Source organism: Massilia sp. GER05 (assembly GCF_052056005.1).
Taxonomy (GTDB): Bacteria; Pseudomonadota; Gammaproteobacteria; order Burkholderiales; family Burkholderiaceae_D; genus Telluria; species Telluria orientalis.
Map to the genome: position 1 here is coordinate 6,440,533 of NZ_CP178858.1, position 16,893 is coordinate 6,457,425.

At 66.9% G+C, this 16,893-nt stretch carries 14 protein-coding genes; 7 read left to right on the top strand and 7 right to left on the bottom strand.

The genetic code is table 11. The annotated features are described in order from the left end of the window. Window positions 1-4 precede the first annotated feature (4 nt). The 5 genes from ACL58G_RS28465 to ACL58G_RS28485 all read right to left on the bottom strand — a co-directional run bounded on the left by ACL58G_RS28465 (window position 5) and on the right by ACL58G_RS28485 (window position 6,966). Window positions 5-1,807: a glycoside hydrolase family 2 protein gene (locus ACL58G_RS28465; protein WP_440963888.1), complete on the bottom strand. Its 1,803-nt coding sequence runs from the start codon at window positions 1,805-1,807 to the stop codon at window positions 5-7. Next, window positions 1,794-2,906, bottom strand: coding sequence for a galactokinase (galK, locus tag ACL58G_RS28470; protein ID WP_413387221.1), 1,113 nt, complete (start codon window positions 2,904-2,906; stop codon window positions 1,794-1,796). Before galK ends, ACL58G_RS28465 begins: the two co-directional genes overlap by 14 nt. A gap of 1 nt (window position 2,907) precedes the next feature. Beyond that, window positions 2,908-4,011 (bottom strand): M24 family metallopeptidase, encoded by a 1,104-nt coding sequence (locus tag ACL58G_RS28475; protein WP_440963889.1) that lies wholly within the window; start codon window positions 4,009-4,011, stop codon window positions 2,908-2,910. Next, window positions 4,008-5,102, bottom strand: a complete 1,095-nt coding sequence (gene galT, locus ACL58G_RS28480; RefSeq protein ID WP_440963890.1) for a galactose-1-phosphate uridylyltransferase — start codon at window positions 5,100-5,102, stop codon at window positions 4,008-4,010. The genes ACL58G_RS28475 and galT overlap by 4 nt, the downstream gene beginning before the upstream one ends. A gap of 322 nt (window positions 5,103-5,424) precedes the next feature. Further along, window positions 5,425-6,966, bottom strand: a complete 1,542-nt coding sequence (locus tag ACL58G_RS28485) for a dipeptidase (RefSeq protein ID WP_440963891.1) — start codon at window positions 6,964-6,966, stop codon at window positions 5,425-5,427. 119 nt (window positions 6,967-7,085) lie between these two features. Here ACL58G_RS28485 and ACL58G_RS28490 point away from each other — a divergent pair, with 119 nt between their 5' ends. Next, entirely contained in the window at window positions 7,086-7,940 is an 855-nt protein-coding gene (locus ACL58G_RS28490) for a pirin family protein (protein ID WP_440963892.1), read from the top strand. A gap of 64 nt (window positions 7,941-8,004) precedes the next feature. Here ACL58G_RS28490 and ACL58G_RS28495 read toward each other — a convergent pair whose 3' ends face one another. Then, on the bottom strand, window positions 8,005-8,373 hold the full coding sequence (locus ACL58G_RS28495) for a hypothetical protein (RefSeq protein WP_413387216.1): 369 nt from the start codon (window positions 8,371-8,373) through the stop codon (window positions 8,005-8,007). A 332-nt stretch (window positions 8,374-8,705) separates the two neighbouring features. On the opposite strand from ACL58G_RS28495, the gene ACL58G_RS28500 reads away from it, so the two are divergent. From ACL58G_RS28500 to ACL58G_RS28525, 6 genes are all read left to right on the top strand, one after another. Continuing rightward, complete coding sequence (locus ACL58G_RS28500; RefSeq protein WP_440963893.1) at window positions 8,706-9,785, top strand: asparaginase; 1,080 nt, start codon at window positions 8,706-8,708, stop codon at window positions 9,783-9,785. A gap of 75 nt (window positions 9,786-9,860) precedes the next feature. Then, window positions 9,861-10,307, top strand: coding sequence for a MarR family winged helix-turn-helix transcriptional regulator (locus tag ACL58G_RS28505; protein WP_413387214.1), 447 nt, complete (start codon window positions 9,861-9,863; stop codon window positions 10,305-10,307). A 26-nt stretch (window positions 10,308-10,333) separates the two neighbouring features. After that, window positions 10,334-11,836 carry an MDR family MFS transporter gene (locus ACL58G_RS28510; protein WP_160410626.1) on the top strand — a complete coding sequence of 501 codons (1,503 nt, stop codon included), beginning with the start codon at window positions 10,334-10,336 and terminating at the stop codon, window positions 11,834-11,836. 16 nt (window positions 11,837-11,852) lie between these two features. After that, window positions 11,853-13,277: an efflux transporter outer membrane subunit gene (locus ACL58G_RS28515; RefSeq protein WP_413387213.1), complete on the top strand. Its 1,425-nt coding sequence runs from the start codon at window positions 11,853-11,855 to the stop codon at window positions 13,275-13,277. A 3-nt stretch (window positions 13,278-13,280) separates the two neighbouring features. Then, window positions 13,281-14,429 (top strand): HlyD family secretion protein, encoded by a 1,149-nt coding sequence (locus ACL58G_RS28520; RefSeq protein ID WP_413387212.1) that lies wholly within the window; start codon window positions 13,281-13,283, stop codon window positions 14,427-14,429. Between the two features lie 118 nt (window positions 14,430-14,547). Beyond that, window positions 14,548-15,873: an ISNCY family transposase gene (locus ACL58G_RS28525; protein ID WP_413382907.1), complete on the top strand. Its 1,326-nt coding sequence runs from the start codon at window positions 14,548-14,550 to the stop codon at window positions 15,871-15,873. An 89-nt stretch (window positions 15,874-15,962) separates the two neighbouring features. Here the strand turns inward: ACL58G_RS28525 and ACL58G_RS28530 are convergent, their stop codons facing one another. Next, a complete protein-coding gene (locus ACL58G_RS28530; RefSeq protein WP_413387211.1) occupies window positions 15,963-16,892 on the bottom strand; it encodes a 2-hydroxyacid dehydrogenase in 930 nt (309 codons plus the stop codon). Between the last annotated feature and the right edge of the window lies 1 nt (window position 16,893).

Genomic DNA, 16,893 nt, shown 5'->3' on the forward strand with positions numbered 1-16,893 from the left:
TGCGTCAGCCCGGCTTGTCTCCCTCCTCTTCCACGTCCTTGGGTTCGAGGGCGACGTTGCGCGTTGCCGCGCTGATCAACTCGAACGGCAGCTTGGGTGTACGGTCCGCGTTGAGCAGGCCGTTCGCTTCCTGGAACGTGTCGGCGAACTGGGTATAGCAGAAGCCGCTGAACATGAAGGTCTCGTTGACCACCTTCAGCAGATCTCGGTACAGCGCGTGATAACTCTCGGCCGTATGGGCACGGGTATAGCCCCACGTGCCGTCCTCGGGCGTCGCGTTCGGATCGAATGCGATGCCGCCGAATTCGGTAAGCACGATGGGCTGGCCGCGGTGCGGGAAGCCGTCCAGGGTGAGGATGCGTCCGCCAGGGCGGCGCTGGTCGAACAGCGTGCGTACGGGGTCGGAGACCTCGTAGCGCGACTTCAGCTTGTCCGGATTGCAGTCGTAGTCATGGATGCCCAGGATGTCGGTGGCCGAGGCTTCCCAGCCGTCGTTGCCGATCACCGGGCGGGTCGCGTCGAGGGTGCGCGTCAGGTGGTACAGCGCCTCGACCGCGTTGCGGTGCGCCTGGGTCAGCGTCAGGTTCGGCACGCCCCAGGATTCGTTGAACGGCACCCACACGATGATGCACGGGTGGCTGTAGTCGCGCTCGATCGCCTCCGTCCATTCCTTGACGATGCGCGTGATCGCGCGCGGCGAGAACCGGTAGGCCGATGGCATCTCTTCCCACACGAGCAGGCCCAGCCTGTCGGCCCAGTACAGGTAGCGCGGGTCTTCGATCTTCTGGTGCTTGCGCACGCCGTTGAAGCCCATCAGCTTGGCCAGTTCGACTTCGCGTTTCAAATGCTCGTCGGACGGCGCCGTCAGGAACGATTCGGTCCAGTAGCCCTGGTCCAGCACGAGGCGCAAGGGATACGGGCGGCCGTTCAGCAGCAGGCGGTCGCGGTTGATGTGGAACGCGCGCAGCGCCGTGTACGACCTGACCGTGTCGACGACCTTGTCGCCGCAGCGCAGGATCACCTCAGCGTCCAGCAAGGTGGGCCGCTCGGGGCTCCACAGCAGCTCGTTGCGGGAATCGTCGATGCCGGGGTCGGACAGCGCGATCTTGCGGTTCGCCTCGCCCTGCAGCAGCTTGTAATTGTCGTCCGCGAGCAGCTGTTCGCCGTGCCAGATCTTGACCTCGACGAACATGTCTTCCTGGATGTCGCCGCCGGCAAACACTTCGCAGCCGATCTCGAACGTCTCGAAGATCGGCGTCCAGCGCAGCGAACGGATGAAGGTGCGCGCCACCTTCTCGATCCACACGGTCTGCCAGATGCCGGTCGTGCGCGGATACCAGATCGAGTGCGGTTCCAGCAGCCAGTCCTGCTTGCCGCGGGGCTTGGCGAGGTCGGCCGGATCGTCCTCGACGAACACGGTCACGGTCTGCCTGCCGTTGCCGTTCAGCGCGGACGTGATGTCGGCACTGAACGGCGTGTGGCCGCCTTCGTGCTCGGCCACGAGCTGGCCGTTGACCCACACGCGGGAAAAATAATCGACGGCGCCGAAGTGCAGGATCACGCGCTCCTCGGACGGCATCAGCTCGAAGTCGCGCTCGTACCAGCAAAAGCGGTGAAAGCCGGTGTCCTGGATGCCGGACATCTCCGTCTCGGGTGCGAACGGCACGTTGATCTCGTGGGTCCAGCCGGTCACGCCGGCCGGCATCTTGTTGACCAGCTCATCGTCGAAACGGAAGCGCCATTTACCGTTCAGATTGATCCAATTGTCGCGGACCAGCTGCGGGCGGGGATACTCAAACTGGCTCATTGTTTTCCTTTCCTTGAGTCGGGACCGGGATCAGGATGCGACCCTGACGTCCTGCTTTGTTGTAGGTGGAGAGTGCAGTTTCCGCTGCCTGTCGTGCCGAATTTTCTTTACCTTCGGCGCGGCATAGTGCGACGCAGGCACCGCCGAATCCCGCGCCGGTCAAGCGTGCTCCGAGCACACCCGGGGCGGCGCGCAACGCGGCCACCAGCTGGTCGAGCTCGGGAATCGAAACCTCGTAGTCGTCGCGCAGGCTCTCGTGCGACGCGTTCATCAGTTCGCCGAAGCGCTCGGCCGACACGCCCTTCGCCGCTTCCAGCACGCGCAGGTCTTCCAGCACGACGTGGCGCGCGCGCCGGCGCAGCGGCTCGGGCAGCGACTCCACGGCCGCCGGGTCGGTCACGTCGCGCAGCGCCTTCACGCCCAGCTTGCGCGACGCCTCTTCGCATTCGGCGCGGCGTTCGTTGTACTTGCTGGCCGCGAGCGTGCGCGGCACGCCGGAGTCGACGACGATCAGCTCCGCGCCTTCCGGCAGGGGCACGAGATGGTGTTCCAGCGTGCGCGCATCGATGAACAGCATGCTGCGTTCGTCGCACAGGCTCGACGCCATCTGGTCCATGATGCCGCAGTTGACGCGGGCGAACTCGATCTCGGCGCGCTGCGCGATCTGCGCCAGTTTCACGTCGTCGAGGGAGAACCCGAGCAGGTTGCGCATGGCGCGCAGCATCGCCACTTCGAGCGCCGCGGACGACGACAGGCCCGAGCCGACGGGCAGGTTCGTGGTCACGAACACGCGCAGCGGCGGCACGGTGACGCCCGTCGCTTCCACGAGGCGGATGCAGCCTTCGATATAGCTGCCGAAGCCCTGCGGTGCACTGCCCCCTTTCGCCGCGAACGTGACGTTGCCGTCCAGGGTGCCCGAGTACAGGTGGTGCTGGTCGTCGTGGCTGCGCGCGAGGGCGATCTCGGTACGCTGCGGCGTCGCCACGGGCAGCATGTAGCCGTCGTTGTAGTCCGTGTGCTCGCCCAGCAGGTTGACGCGGCCGGGGGCCGACGCGAACGCTTCCGGAGCGCCGCCGAAGAAGGTCTCGGGATTGTTCATGTCATGTCACCTCCAGCCAGACAGGGCGCGCACGGCCCTGGATTGTCGTCGCCGGCCAGTCCGGATCCAGCGTCAGGTTGTCCAGCCCGTTCGCGCCGAGCAGGAACGTGTCTTCCACCTTCATACCGGCGAAGCTCGGGTTGAACGCGAACGCCATGCCCGTCTCGATCCCGGTCGCGGTGCTCGGACTCGCGACGATCTCGCGCGCCTGGTAACCCGTGATGCCGCCCTGGTGGTGCTCGCGGATCGCGTCCGGCCGGTTCACGTGGCGGTACGCGGCTTCCAGCGCGTGGTAGACGGCCGCCAGCGACTGGCCCGGACGCACGGCGTCGAGCCCCGTCGCTTCGACCTGCAGCAGGTCGGCCTGCGCATTGCGTTCGTCGTCGGAGAGCGGACTGAATGCGACGCCACGCGACAGGCTCGCCACGAGGCCGTGACGGCGCGCGCAGAACACGAGCATCGCGCGTGCGCCCAGCGGCTCGTTGGCCGGCACGGGATGGCGGAACAGCGGCAGCCGCCGTGCGCCCGCGGCCAGCACGAGCGCGGGCTGGATCCCGCGCCGCCACAAGGCGTGTGCGCCTGCCGCCGCGAGTTCGAGTTCGGTCCATCCGGGCCGCGCGGCACGGAGTGTCTCCGCCATCGCGCTGGCCGCGTCGCGGCCCAGCGCGCGGTAGCGTTCCTGTTCGGCCGGCAGCAGCACCATGCGGCGCAGGCGCAGGCTCGCGGGCAGCGGCTGTTCGGCATGACTGTTGCCGTGGCGAGGATGGTCGGACAACACGGCGCCGCCATTCGCCACGCCCAGCACATAGGTGTCGCGCAGCTCCGTCTCGGCCCACGGCGCGATGTGGAATGTGAAGCCCGGCGGAACCTGTTCCACGCGGAGGCGCTCGGCTTCGATGGTGTCCGTCAGGATCACGGCGTCGTCGCGCGTGACGAGCACCTCGGCCACGCCGCAATCGGCGCCCAGCAGCACGGACGAATCTCCGCCCGCCGTCGCCCACGCGAACCAGTCGGTGCCGCGCAGCCGGATCGCCTGCGCGCCTGCCTCCGCCAATGCCGCGCGCAGCAGCGCGAGCTTGTCCGCGACCTCGGCGGCGCGGCTCATGTCCCGTCCTCCAGCCGCACCTCGACCTGCTGCAATTCGTACGCCGTGGTCTCGGGCAGCACGTCCATCGCGAACATGCCGGCGCCGATCTCCGTGCCGGCCAGGTATTTCAGCCGGTCGCGCGTGCGGTACGGCGGATAGAACTGGCAGTGCAGCTGCGTCTCGGGGTGATCCGCGCCATCCGTCGGCGCCTGGTACCACGTCATCAGGTACGGGAACGGGCGTTCCCACAGCGTGTCGAACTTGAGCAGCACCGTCTTCAGCGCGCGCGCCAGGCTCGTACGCTGCGCGGGGCTCAAGGCCGCGAAATCCTTGCAGGGCGCGGTCGGCATCACCCACACCTCGTACGGATAGCGCGCGCAGGCCGGCACGAAGGCGATCGCCTCGTCGTCGCGGTACACGACGCGCTTCTCGTCGGCCGCCTCGTCGCGCGCCATGTCGCACAACAGGCTCGTGCCGTGCTGCAGGTAGTACTCGCGTTCCTGTGCGAGCTGGCGCGCGGGCACGGGCGGGATGAACGGGTACGCGTAGATCTGGCCGTGCGGGTGGTGCAACGTGACGCCCACTTCCACGCCGCGGTTCTCGAACGGCAGCACGTACTGGATGTGGTGCCGGCCACCGATCCTGCGCGTGCGGTCGCCCCACACTTCCAGCAGCAGTTCGATGCGCGCCAGCGGCAGCCGGCCCAGGGCCGCCTGCGGGTCCTGCGTGAACACGACGACTTCGCACTTGCCGTTGGCGGGCGCGGTCGGCACGGTGAGCGTCGGCGGCTCGTGCGCGTCCAGCGCGAGCGACGGAAAGCGGTTGTCGAACACGGCGATCTCGTAGTCGCCCGCCGGCATCTCGGTCGGGTGTTCGGGATCGCGCGTGGGGGCCAGCGGGTTGTACTGCGGGGGCGGCTGATACGTGCGGTTCTGGCGGAACGCTGCATATGCGACCCATTCGCCGCGCAGCGGATGCCAGCGCAGGTGCGGGTTGGCGTGTTGCGATTCGGCGAAGGGACTGGTCGCGACGATGCCGTCCGGGATGGGCCGGCTGCTGTACAACGTCAGGTGTCTTCCGTCAGGTTTGATCAGTTCTTGGCTGTGCATGGCATCGACAGGTCAGGCATTGCTACGTCAGGTCTGATCCTATCATGGCGTTTTCGCCACATTTTCTCGGGGCCACCTCTAGCTTTTCCGACAATCAACGGGGCACAGGGAGGCCGGTCGGGCGGCCGTGGCCCGGCCTGCTGTCTCTCCTAGGGAAACGGGTATTTATCCCCTATGAAGACCATGCTCATGTAGGCCTAAACCTACAAAACTTTTGGAAGGATTTACACATTTTGGCGAGAAGCCGGCCTACATGACTGCCGGGCGTCCAACATCGTGAAGCGCCCCCGGAAACGGACCCGGCGGCGCTGCATTGCGACATTTATTTCGCGAGCTCGGCGAGCACGGCCGTGTACATCTGCAGGTTCAGCAGGAGCTGCTTCGTGGTGATGAACTCATGCTCCGAATGGCCCGTGTAGACCGTGCCCGGCATTGCCGGGCCAAAGCTGACCGCGTGCGGGAACAGGCGCGAATTCGTGCCGCCGCCGATCGCGACCGGCTTCGGATCCTTGCTGCCCGTGAAGTACGCGAACGTCTTCATCAGCACCGGCAGTTGCGGCGCATCCTTCTGCACCCATGGTTCGCCGATCTGCATGTTCACCTTCGCCAGCTGCACGTGCGCGCCCTGCCACTGCGCGAGCGCGGCGTTGATCTCGTTGGTCAGCTGTTCGGTCGTCTTGCCTTGCGGCCTTCTGATGTTGATCGCGACTTCAAGGCCACCAAACGGCGCGCCGCCATCCTGCTGGCGGATCACGGTCGGCGCGAACGTCATCGGGCCCATGAATGCGTCGCGGTAGGCGATGCTGCCGAACTTCTCGCCGTAGTAGCCGGTACCCACCATCTCGTTGAGGAAATTCACCAGCGCGCCTGCCGTCGTGTCCGGCCACGCCTGCACGGCGAGCGCGTCGGCCAGCATGCTGATCGCGTTGACGCCGTCTTCCGGTTTCGACGAGTGCGCCGACAAGCCCTTCGCGACGACGAGCAGGTCGCCGTCCTTGCGCTCGAACTGGTAGTGCATGCCCGCCTGCTTGCCGGCGCGCGCGCGGATCTGCGCTTCCAGTGCCGGCGTCGCGTTGGCGATCGTGGCCTGCGCATCTTCCGGAATCTGGCTGCCGAAGAAGCCGCCCCTGAATGCCTTGACGAACGGGCTACCGGCCGGCGGCGCGGCCGTGGTGGCCGGCATCGTCACGGCCAGCGTGCCATAGCCCTTCTCCGCCGTCACGGCCGGATACTCCGCATCGAGCGTGATGTTCATCTGCGGCAGCGGGTGCGTCTTGATGAAGGCTTCCAGCGGACCCCAGTCCGATTCCTCGGCCATATAGACGTACAGTTCGATACGCCTGGACAGCGGCACCTGCAGGTCCTTCAGCGACTTCATCGCATACAGCGCGGTGGCGATCGGCCCCTTGTCGTCCTCGGCGCCGCGCGCCAGCAGGCGGCCCGGCTCGCTCGTACGGTCCAGCTCGAACGGCGACTTCTTCCACTTGCTCGCGTCGACGGGCTGCACGTCGCCATGCGCGACGAGGCCCACGCGCACAGCGCCCTTGCCCAGGCCGACGATGGCCACGCAGCCGTAGTCCGCATAGTCCAGGCCCAGGCGCGTCGCTTCCTGTTTCAGGGCGTCCTTGAACGCCTGGTGGCGCGGGTTGCGGTCGCACGGGATGTCCTTGTCCGCGACCGTGTTGTAGCTGACCAGTTTGGCCAAGGTGTCGACGACGTCGTCGCGGTACGCCGTGACGGCATGTTTGGCCGCCTTGATCGCCGTGTCGCCGGGAACGGCCTGGGCGGGTGCGCCCGTCGCGCTTGCTGCCCAGGCGAGGCTGATGGCCACGGCCAGGTTGCGTGCGCTGGTCTTCGTATGCATTGTCTCCATCTCCAGGTGAAAGGGGGAAACGAGCATAGCAGGGATGCGTAAAGATTGCTGGCGACTCCTCCGCGCGCAATCGGTTATCGTAGTCGCTGCACATTCGAACGAAGACGAACATGACCCACAAGATCATCCGGCGCGTGCACCCCGCGCTGCGCGACGACATCGGCGACCTCATCACCCAGCGCCCCGTGCCGGGTCCGCATCTCGACCAGGTCGATCCGTTCCTGTTCCTCAACCATCACGGCCCGCAGGTCTATCCGCCGCATAACCGCGGCCTGCCGTTCGGCCCGCATCCGCACCGCGGCTTCGAGACGGTGACGTTCATCCTCGACGGCCTGCTCGCGCACCGCGACAGCGCGGGCCATGAAAGCGTGATCGGTCCCGGCGGCGTGCAATGGATGACGGCCGGCCGCGGCATCGTGCATGCGGAAGTGTCGCCGCGCGAGTTCATGGAACGCGGCGGGCCGCTCGAGATCCTGCAATTGTGGGTCAACCTGCCGCCCGCGCTGAAGATGACGGCGCCCCGCTACATCGGGCTGCAGCGCGACGAGATTCCCGTCGTGGACAAGGGCGATGGCGTGCGCGTGCACCTCGTGTCGGGCACGTATGGCGGCGTGACGGGGCCGATCGCATCGCTGACGGACGTGTCGCTGTGCACGGTGGAGATGAACGCGGGTGCGCGCCTGCACGTGGATGGACTACTCGACCGCAACGTGTTCCTGTACGTCGTGCGCGGCGTGATCCAGGGGGTGCCGGAAACGGTCAGCGCAATGCACCTTGCGGAGTTCGATGCGGAGGGCGATGAACTGGACATCCTGGCCGACCACGACAGCGTGCTGCTGCTCGGTCACGCCTTTCCGATCCGCGAACCCGTCGTGGCGCACGGGCCGTTCGTGATGAACACGCACGAAGAAATCCAGCAGGCGATCATCGATTACCAGGCCGGGCGCTTCGGCGCGCCGATCTGACCCGCGGTTGACATGCGCCGGCCCGGTCCGCATCGGCCAGGCCGGCCGTGTTCGGCGCCGCGCATCAGCGCGCGGCCTGGTTGACGACGACCTCGTCGGCGAACGGCACCTGGTTGAAGGCGATCTGGGCACCCGTGTCGCGCGTGACGAATTTCTTCGGAGCGACCGGCACCATTTCCTCGCGCTTGCCGTCCAGGTCCACGTACAGCTTGTTCATCCGGTTGGTGACCGTGATCGTGCGGCCGTCGGTGAGGCGGAACGAACCGCGCATGTGTTCGGCTTCATCCTGGGTCAGGCGGTAGGCGGTGTGCGTCGACGACGACATCGTGACGGCGCTGGCGGTGGCCGAGGACGGCGCGATGGACGGGTCGGCGAAAGCGCCCAGGGACAGGGTGGCGGCGGCGGTGAAGACCAGGGCTTGTACGATACGCATGATTGCTCCGAGATTAATTTTCGATATGTATTACGGACCATTAGCACGATTTCAAAAGAATCGTCGGATGCTCTAACGGTCCACCGTTTTTCGTATCACCGCGTCGTTAATGTGCGGCGAGTGATGACAGTGTAGGAAAGGCGGATTGAGGCGTCATCGGCGAGACGCCAAAGCGTCGAAATGGAGGGATGAACTGTCGAAAAACCGGACCGAAATGCTGTGGATGCATATAGTTTTTGGCATCGTTCCGGGCCGCGTTTGCGCTCCCCGGGCGGCCGGAATCCGTTACAGTGTCGGCTTCGAACAGCCCATCCAGACGAAGGAGCGAACCGATGCATCCAGTGCCTTTGGTCGCCACCACGCGTGGCTATCCGCCCGACGGCGAGCTTGCCGGCGGCTACGCGGTCGAGAACATCCATTACGGTTCGATCGCCGTCGTCGACGTCGCCGGCCGCCTGCTGTGGTCGGCGGGCGATCCCGACTTCATGACCTTCACCCGTTCCGCGCTGAAGCCGTTCCAGGCCCTGCCCTTCGTGCTCGACGACGGCCCCGCGCGCTTCGGTCTCACGCGTGCCGAGCTGGCCCTGCTGTGCGCCAGCCACTCGGGCGAAGAAAAGCACCTGGTGGGCGTGACGTCCATCCTCGACAAGATCGGCCTGGACGAAAGCCACCTCGCCTGCGGCTGCGCGGCGCCGCTCTACTACGACGCCGTCGGGCTGCCCGTGCCGGCCGAACGCCGCTGGCGCACGGTCCACCACAATTGCTCGGGCAAGCACAGCGGCTTCCTCGCCTGGTGCCGCCTGCACGGCGCGCCGACGGAAGGCTATGTCGATCCCGCGCACCCGCTGCAGCGCGCGATCCGCAGTACGCTGGCCGACTGCGTGCAGATGACGGAAGACACGCTCCCCACGGGCATCGACGGCTGCTCGGCGCCGAACTACGCGATGCCGCTGGCACGCCTCGCGCACCTGTACGCGCGCCTCGCGCAAGGCAGCGCGGACGCGCGCCTCGGCGCCGCGCTGGGCGACCTGTTCGACGCGATGACGGCGCATCCCGACATGGTGTCGGGCGACGCGCGCACCGACCTCGCGTGGATGCGGGCCGGCGGCGGCGACTGGGTCGCGAAGATCGGCGCGGACGCGGTGCAGGCCATCGGAATCCGCTCGGCCGGCATCGGCATCGCGATCAAGGTGGCCGATGGCGCCGTGCGCGCGCTGCATCCGGCCACGTTCGCCGTGCTCGATCAACTGGGCCTGCTGGACGACACGCGCCGCAAGCATCTCGAGCAATACCGCGCGCCGCCCATCAGGAATGCGCGCGGCGTCGTGGCGGGCGACGTGCACGCCGTGTTCACCTTGGACAAACCGGGGTCAGAGCCCGATTTTGGGCAATTGATTAAAAACGGGCTCTGACCCCGGTGTTGTCACTTGCGCAGTTCGGTTGCGCAGCATAAAATCGATAGGTTCCTATCTATTTTATGGCTAATGATGAGCAAACTACCTGAGTCGGTCGAGGAACGCTTCTCGGCGGCCCTGCACACGAGCGCTCGCCTGTGGCGGCTCGCACTGGACAAGCGCCTCAAGCACCTGGGCATCGGCCAGTCCGGCTGGATGACGATCGCGATGATCGCCAAGTCGGGCGCGCCGATGTCGCAGCGGGCGCTGGCCGACCTGGTCGGCGTCGAGGGGCCGTCGATGGTGTCCATGCTCGACCGCCTGGAGCGCGACGGTTTCGTCACGCGCGCGCCTTCGCCCACCGACCGTCGCGTCAAACTCGTGCAGCTGACCGACACCGGCAAGACCGTCTACGCCGAGGTGCTCGCGGAAGCGCAGCCGTTCCGCGCCGACCTGCTGGCCGGCCTCGACCGCGAAGCGCTGGCCGCCGCGACCGTCCTGCTGGAAACCCTCAGGAAGCGCCTCGAGGACGGCCTGTGACGACAGCGGCACCCATCAACCGCACCATGATCACGATCTCGATCATGCTGGCGACGATCATCCAGGCACTGGACGGCACCATCGCCAACGTGGCGCTGCCGCACATGCAGGGATCGCTGTCGGCGTCGCAGGACCAGATCACGTGGGTATTGACGTCGTTCATCGTGGCCGCCGCCATCGCGACGCCGCTGAACGGCTGGCTCGTCGACCGTTTCGGTTTGAAGAAAGTGTTCCTCGTCTCCGTCGCCGGCTTCACGCTTGCCTCGGTGCTGTGCGGGATCTCGGCGACGCTGACGGAAATCGTCATCGCGCGCATGCTGCAGGGCGTGTTCGGCGCCGCGCTCGTGCCGTTGTCGCAGTCGGTCCTCCTCGACATCAACCCGCGCGAAAAACACGGCTCCGCGATGGCCGTGTGGGGCATGGGCGTGATGATCGGGCCGATCCTCGGGCCGACGCTGGGCGGCTGGCTGACGGACAGCTACAGCTGGCGCTGGGTCTTCTTCATCAACGTGCCGATCGGCGCGCTGGCCTTCTGGGGCATCTGGCGCTACATCCACGCGGCCGATCCGGCCCGGCGCGTCCGCTTCGACACGTTCGGCTTCGTCACCTTGTCCATCGCCATCGGCGCGCTGCAGATGCTGCTGGACCGCGGCGAGCAGAACGACTGGTTCGCGTCGACGGAGACGTGGGTCGAACTGATTTTGACGACGCTCGCGTTTTCCTATTTCATCGGCCACACGCTGACGCGCCCCGCCGGTCAGTCGTTCGTCGATTTCCGCCTGCTGAAGAACGCGAACTACGTCACGGGGCTGCTGCTGATCTTCATCGTCGGCATGGTGCTGTTCGCGACGCGCGCGCTGATGCCGACGATGCTGCAAGGCCTGATGGGCTATCCGGCCAAGCTCGCGGGCCTCGTCACGGCGCCGTCCGGCCTCGGCACGATGGCCGCGATGATGATCGTCGGGCGCCTCACGGGCAAGGTCGATTTCCGGCTGCTGCTGGGCGTCGGCTTCGCGATCACCGCGTTCTCGCTGTGGCAGATGACGCATTACACGCTGGTGCTGTCCCAATCCGACATCGTGTGGCCCGGCGTGATCCAGGGCGTCGGGCTGGGCCTCGTGTTCGTGCCGCTGTCGGCCGCCACGTTCGCGACCCTGTCGCCCCAGATGCGCGCGGAAGGCACGGCGCTGTACAGCCTCGTACGCAACATCGGCTCGTCGATCGGCATCGCCCTCGTGCAGGCGCTCCTCGTGCGCAACACGCAGATCGCGCACGCGTCGCTGGCCACGCAGGTCACCGCGGCGAATCCCGCCGTGCACGATCCGACGAGCCTTTACGACATGGCCACGCAGGCCGGCCCCGCCCTCATCAACAACGAGATCACGCGCCAGGCGTCGATGATCGCCTACGTCGACGACTACTGGCTGATGATGCTGCTGACCATGGCCGTGATCCCGATGCTGCTGCTGATCCGCCCACCGAAGGCCGCCGCCGCGCCGGCGCAGGTGGACCATGCGGCCCTCGAATAGACCGAAAGACCCTAACGTGCGACACATCCAATTCATCCCCATCGCGGCCGCGGCACTGACGCTGCTGTCCGGCTGCATCAGCGTCCCGCCGGACGCGAACAAGGCACCAGGCCCGGACTTCGCCAAGGCCCAGCATGCGCCGGCGATCCAGTTGCCGGCCACCGTGTGGCCCGCCGAGCAATGGTGGCTCGACTACCACGACCCGCAACTGAACGCGCTCGTGGCCCGCGCCCTGCGCGACAACCCGACGCTCGGCGTCGCCGCCGCGCGCGTCGCCCGCGCCCGCGCCGCGTTCGGCGCGGAAGTCGCCAACGAAGGCGCCAAGGTCGACCTGGCCTCGGGCCTGAACCGCCAGCGCTATTCGTCGAACGGCTTCTTCCCGCCGCCGATCGGCGGGGCGTGGTTCAACGACGCCAGCGTGTCCCTGCGCGCCAGCTACGACGTCGACTGGTGGGGCAAGCACCGCGCCCTCATCGCCGCCGCGCTGGGCGAGACGAATGCGGCCGCCGCGGAAAGCGCGCAGGCGCGCCAGGTGCTGGCGGCGTCCGTCGTGCAAAGCTATCTGCGCCTGCAAATGCTGTGGGCGCGCCAGGACAACACGAACGCCCTCATCGCCGTGCAGCGCGACGTCATCGCCGGCCGCAAGGCCCGCATGGCCCACGGGCTCGTGAGTCTCGACAGCCTGCAAAGTGCGGAGCAGGACCTCGCCAGCCTGCAGGAACAGGCCGCGCGCTACGACACGGACGCCGCGCGCGAACGCGAAGGCCAGCGCGCGCTGATCGGGGGCGACGCCACCGCATTGACCGACCTCGCCCGCTTCCAGCCCGTACCGGCAAGCGACGCCGTCCCGCGCGAGCTGGGCATGGAGCTGCTCGCGCGCCGGCCCGACCTGCAGGCCGCGCGCTGGCGCGTCGAGGCGCAGCTGGGCCGCGTGGCCGCGAGCGAAGCCGCGTTCCGGCCCGACATCAATCTCGCCGCGGCCATCGGCCTCGATGCGACGTCGCTCGGCAAGCTGCTGCGCTACCCGAGCCGCACCCCACTGATCGGCGCAACGCTGGACCTGCCCCTGTTCGACAGTGGCCGCCTGCACGCCCAGCTGGGCCAGGCGCGCAGCAGCCGCGACGAATTGCTGGCCGAGTACAACGAGGCCGTGCTGAACGCGGTGCGCGACGTCGCGCGCGAAGCGGCCACCCTGCAAGGCATCGCGCAGGAGGCGGCAGCACACGCCGCGACCATTGACGCGAGCCGCAGGCTGGCCGCGAACGCCGAGGCGCGCATGCGGCGCGGCCTCGCCGACCGCGCCGCGGTCCTGCAGGCGCGGCTGGCCGTGCTGCGCCAGCGCGACGTCGACCTGCAGTTGACGGATGCCCGCCTGCAGACGCAGGTCGCCCTCGTGAAGGCGCTCGGCGGCGGTTATCACACCCAATCGAATACCAAATAAACCATGAGCACCCAAGCACCCACCAACAACAAGCGCCGCGTCGTCCTGGCCGGCATCACCGCCGCCTTCCTCGCCGCCGGCGCGGCCTATTCGGCCTATTACGCCCTGGTCCTGTCGAAGCGCGTCGAGACGGACAACGCCTACATCGGCGGCAACCTCGTGAACGTGTCGTCGCAGGTGACGGGCAGCGTCGTCGAGATCCGCGCCGACGAGACCCAGCTCGTGCAGGCGGGCACGGAGATCGTGCGCCTCGATCCATCCGATGCCGAGGTCGCGCTGGCCCAGGCCGAGGCGCGGCTGGGCACCGCCGTGCGCCAGCAGCGCGAGCGCTACACGAACGTGGCGCAGTACGAGGCCCTCGTCGACCAGCGCCGCGTGGAACTGAAGTCGAAGCAGGAAGACCTGGCACGGCGCGCGCCGCTGGCCGCGGACAACATCGTCTCCGGCGAAGACGTGGCGCACGCCCGCCGCGCCGTCGACGATGCGCGGGCGGCGCTCGTCGTCGCGCAGAAGCAGCTGGCGGCCGCGCGCGTGACGGTGGCCGGCGTCTCCCCGGCCGAACACCCGAACGTGCTGGCCGCGAAGGCCGACTACCTGTCCGCGTGGCTCGCCGCGCGCCGCAACGCCATCGTCGCGCCGGTGTCGGGCTATGTCGCCAAGCGCAGCGTGCAGGTCGGCAGCCGCATCGCACCGGGGGCGCCGCTGCTGTCGATCGTGCCCCTGGACCAGCTGTGGGTCGACGCCAACTTCAAGGAATCGGAACTGCGCGACATCCGCGTGGGCCAGGCGGCCACTATCGAGGCGGACATCTACGGCGGCAAGGTCGTCTACCACGGCAAGGTCGTGGGCCTCGGCGCGGGCACGGGCAGCGCGTTCTCGCTGCTGCCGGCGCAGAACGCGACGGGCAACTGGATCAAGGTCGTGCAGCGGGTGCCGGTGCGCATCTCGCTCGATCCGAAGGAACTCGCGGCGCATCCGCTGCGCGTGGGCCTGTCGGCCACGGTCGACGTGGACATCAGCCAGAAAGGCGGCAGCGCGCTGGGCACGGTGGCCGCGCCGGCGCCGGCCTATGCGACCACCGTATTGAACCAGCCGTTGCAGCAGGCGCGGGCGGCGACGGACGCCATCGTCGCCAGGAATATGGCCAACTAACGGCCGCGTGGGCTCGGCGAGCCTACCCTACGACGGATCCAACCGTAGGGTGTGTAAGAGCAAAGTTGTAATGTCCGCTTCTAGCAAAGTAGAAATGTCCGCTTTTGCTAGATAGTTCATGCTGTCGATTCCGAACGGTTTGGAGTCGAGTGTGGGCAAAGTCGGGAGCATTACGATGGAAGAGTTGGAGCGCGCCGATATCATCGCGGCTTGTGCCAAAGGTGAGATCACGGCGGTCATTGCAGCGAAGCGGTTGGGAATCACGACGCGGCAGGTTCGACGGCTGCAAAAGCGATTTGACGAAGACGGCGAACGTGGAATGATCTCCAGGCACAGGGGCAAGCCGAGCAATAATCGGCTTGCGCCCGAGTTGGCGCAAAAGGCATTGCAGCTGGTGCGCGAGCGCTATGCCGATTTTGGGCCGACGCTGGCGTGCGAGCAGTTGCGGGAGCGGCACGACTTGTGCCTATCGAAGGAAACTTTACGCAACTTGATGATTGAGGCCGGCTTATGGATTCCGAAAGCGGCCCGAAGTGCACGCTTGTACCAGCCGCGGGAACGACGGCCTTGCGTCGGAGAGTTGGTCCAGATAGACGGTAGCCGTCATCACTGGTTTGAAAAGCGCGACAACGCTTGTACCTTGCTGGTTTATGTCGACGACGCGACGGGAAAGATCCTGCATCTGCACTTCGCGGAGACTGAAACGACCGCCAGCTATTTCGCGGCCACTCGGCGATACATCGAACAGCATGGCAAGCCGCAAGCCTTCTATGCTGACCGAGCAGCGGTGTTCCGCTCGCCGTCGGCAACGAGTCGTACGAAGACCCAGTTCCAGCGTGCGCTCGACGAACTCGGCATCGAACTGATCTGTGCGAATTCCCCGCAAGCCAAAGGCCGCGTGGAACGTCTCAACCGTACTTTGCAAGACCGGCTGGTCAAGGCCCTGCGATTGGACGGAATCAGTGACATCGAAGCCGCCAACGTCTGGAGTGGCGACTTCATTCAACGTTACAACGCGACCTTCTCCCGGGTTCCGCGCAGCTCGCTCGACGTCCATGCGCCACTGCGTCCCGACGAGGATCTGGCGCTGATTCTGTCACTGTGCGACCACCGTAAGCTCACTGCCAAACTCACCCTGCAGCATGGCAAGCGGCTCTATCGCCTCGAAGACAAGCCAGCGTTACGTCAGCTGATCGGGCAGTCCATCAATATCCATACGTATGCCGATGGCCGAGTTGAAATTCGGGCAGACAGTCACGTACTCGCATACACCGCTATCGAGCAGCCTGACCGGGCCAACGTGACTTATGTCGATAGCAAAACTATTCATCACACCCTCGACAAGAAGGCGCGCAATCGTAACTACCGCCATGACCAACCTGCTACCGTCATCGCACAGGGTGTGACGGCAGCAAAGAAAATGTCCGCTCAAAAGCGCATCTGAACGCCCCAAAAAGCGGACATTTCTACTTTGCTGAAAGCGGACATTTTAACTTTGCCTTTACAGGGTGGGCACCCCGTGCCCACCAACCATCAGCCCGGTTCGACCGGCGTCAGCGCGCGCCCGCTGCGGAACCAGCTGCGCACGTTGTCGAGCATGAGCTGCGCCATCGCCGCGCGCGTCTCGTGCGTGGCGCTGCCCAGGTGCGGCGTCAGCAGCACGTTGTCCAGTGCGAAGAAGCGCGGGTCGATGTCCGGCTCGTTGTCGAACACGTCCAGCGCCGCGCCGGCAATGGTGCCCTGCTCCAGCGCCGCGAGCAATGCCGCCTCGTCGACGAGCGTGCCGCGCGCCACGTTCACGAGGTAGCCGTTCGGTCCGAGCGCGTGCAGCACGCGCGCATCGATCAGGTGCTGCGTCTCGGCCCCGCCGGGCGCCACGACGACGAGGATGTCGGAATCGCGCGCGAGCGCGGCCAGGTCGGGCTCGTAGCGCCACGCCAGCTGCTGGTCCGTGCGGCCGTGGTAGGCGAGCGCCACGCCGAACATCTCCAGCCGGCGCGCGATCTCCTTGCCGATGCGCCCCATGCCGACGATGCCCACGTGCTTGCCCGCGAGGCTCGTCGCCAGCGGGAAGTTCGCGTTCGTCCAGGCGCCCGCGCGCACGTAGCGGTCGGCCTGCGGCAGGCGGCGCAGCAGCGCCAGCAGGGAGCCGATGCACAGCTCGGCCACGGCCGCGTTCAGCACGTCCGGCGTGTTGGCGACGACGATGCCCCGTTCGGCCGCAAGCGCGCGCGGAATCAGGTCGTAGCCGACGCCGCACGTGGCGATGATTTCCAGCGCCGGCAGGCGCCGCACCACGTCTTCCGGCACCTCCTGGTTGCTGCGCGTGAGGATGGCGCCGACCTCGCTCGCCAGGCCGGGCTCGCGCTCGAGATCCGCGAGGCCGACGCAGCGGAATTCGGCGTCGATCCGGGCCTGGATCTCGGGCGCGAAGCCTCCGATCTGCAGGACCGTCTTCCGCATT

Excerpts from the sequence above, each read along its gene's own strand:
- ACL58G_RS28465 (WP_440963888.1), bottom strand. The coding sequence starts at position 1,807 with ATGAGCCAGTTTGAGTATCCCCGCCCGCAGCTGGTCCGCGACAATTGG.
- galK (WP_413387221.1), bottom strand. The coding sequence starts at position 2,906 with ATGAACAATCCCGAGACCTTCTTCGGCGGCGCTCCGGAAGCGTTCGCG.
- ACL58G_RS28475 (WP_440963889.1), bottom strand. The coding sequence starts at position 4,011 with ATGAGCCGCGCCGCCGAGGTCGCGGACAAGCTCGCGCTGCTGCGCGCG.
- galT (WP_440963890.1), bottom strand. The coding sequence starts at position 5,102 with ATGCACAGCCAAGAACTGATCAAACCTGACGGAAGACACCTGACGTTG.
- ACL58G_RS28485 (WP_440963891.1), bottom strand. The coding sequence starts at position 6,966 with ATGCATACGAAGACCAGCGCACGCAACCTGGCCGTGGCCATCAGCCTC.
- ACL58G_RS28490 (WP_440963892.1), top strand. The coding sequence starts at position 7,086 with ATGACCCACAAGATCATCCGGCGCGTGCACCCCGCGCTGCGCGACGAC.
- ACL58G_RS28495 (WP_413387216.1), bottom strand. The coding sequence starts at position 8,373 with ATGCGTATCGTACAAGCCCTGGTCTTCACCGCCGCCGCCACCCTGTCC.
- ACL58G_RS28500 (WP_440963893.1), top strand. The coding sequence starts at position 8,706 with ATGCATCCAGTGCCTTTGGTCGCCACCACGCGTGGCTATCCGCCCGAC.
- ACL58G_RS28505 (WP_413387214.1), top strand. The coding sequence starts at position 9,861 with ATGAGCAAACTACCTGAGTCGGTCGAGGAACGCTTCTCGGCGGCCCTG.
- ACL58G_RS28510 (WP_160410626.1), top strand. The coding sequence starts at position 10,334 with ATGATCACGATCTCGATCATGCTGGCGACGATCATCCAGGCACTGGAC.
- ACL58G_RS28520 (WP_413387212.1), top strand. The coding sequence starts at position 13,281 with ATGAGCACCCAAGCACCCACCAACAACAAGCGCCGCGTCGTCCTGGCC.
- ACL58G_RS28525 (WP_413382907.1), top strand. The coding sequence starts at position 14,548 with ATGCTGTCGATTCCGAACGGTTTGGAGTCGAGTGTGGGCAAAGTCGGG.
- ACL58G_RS28530 (WP_413387211.1), bottom strand. The coding sequence starts at position 16,892 with ATGCGGAAGACGGTCCTGCAGATCGGAGGCTTCGCGCCCGAGATCCAG.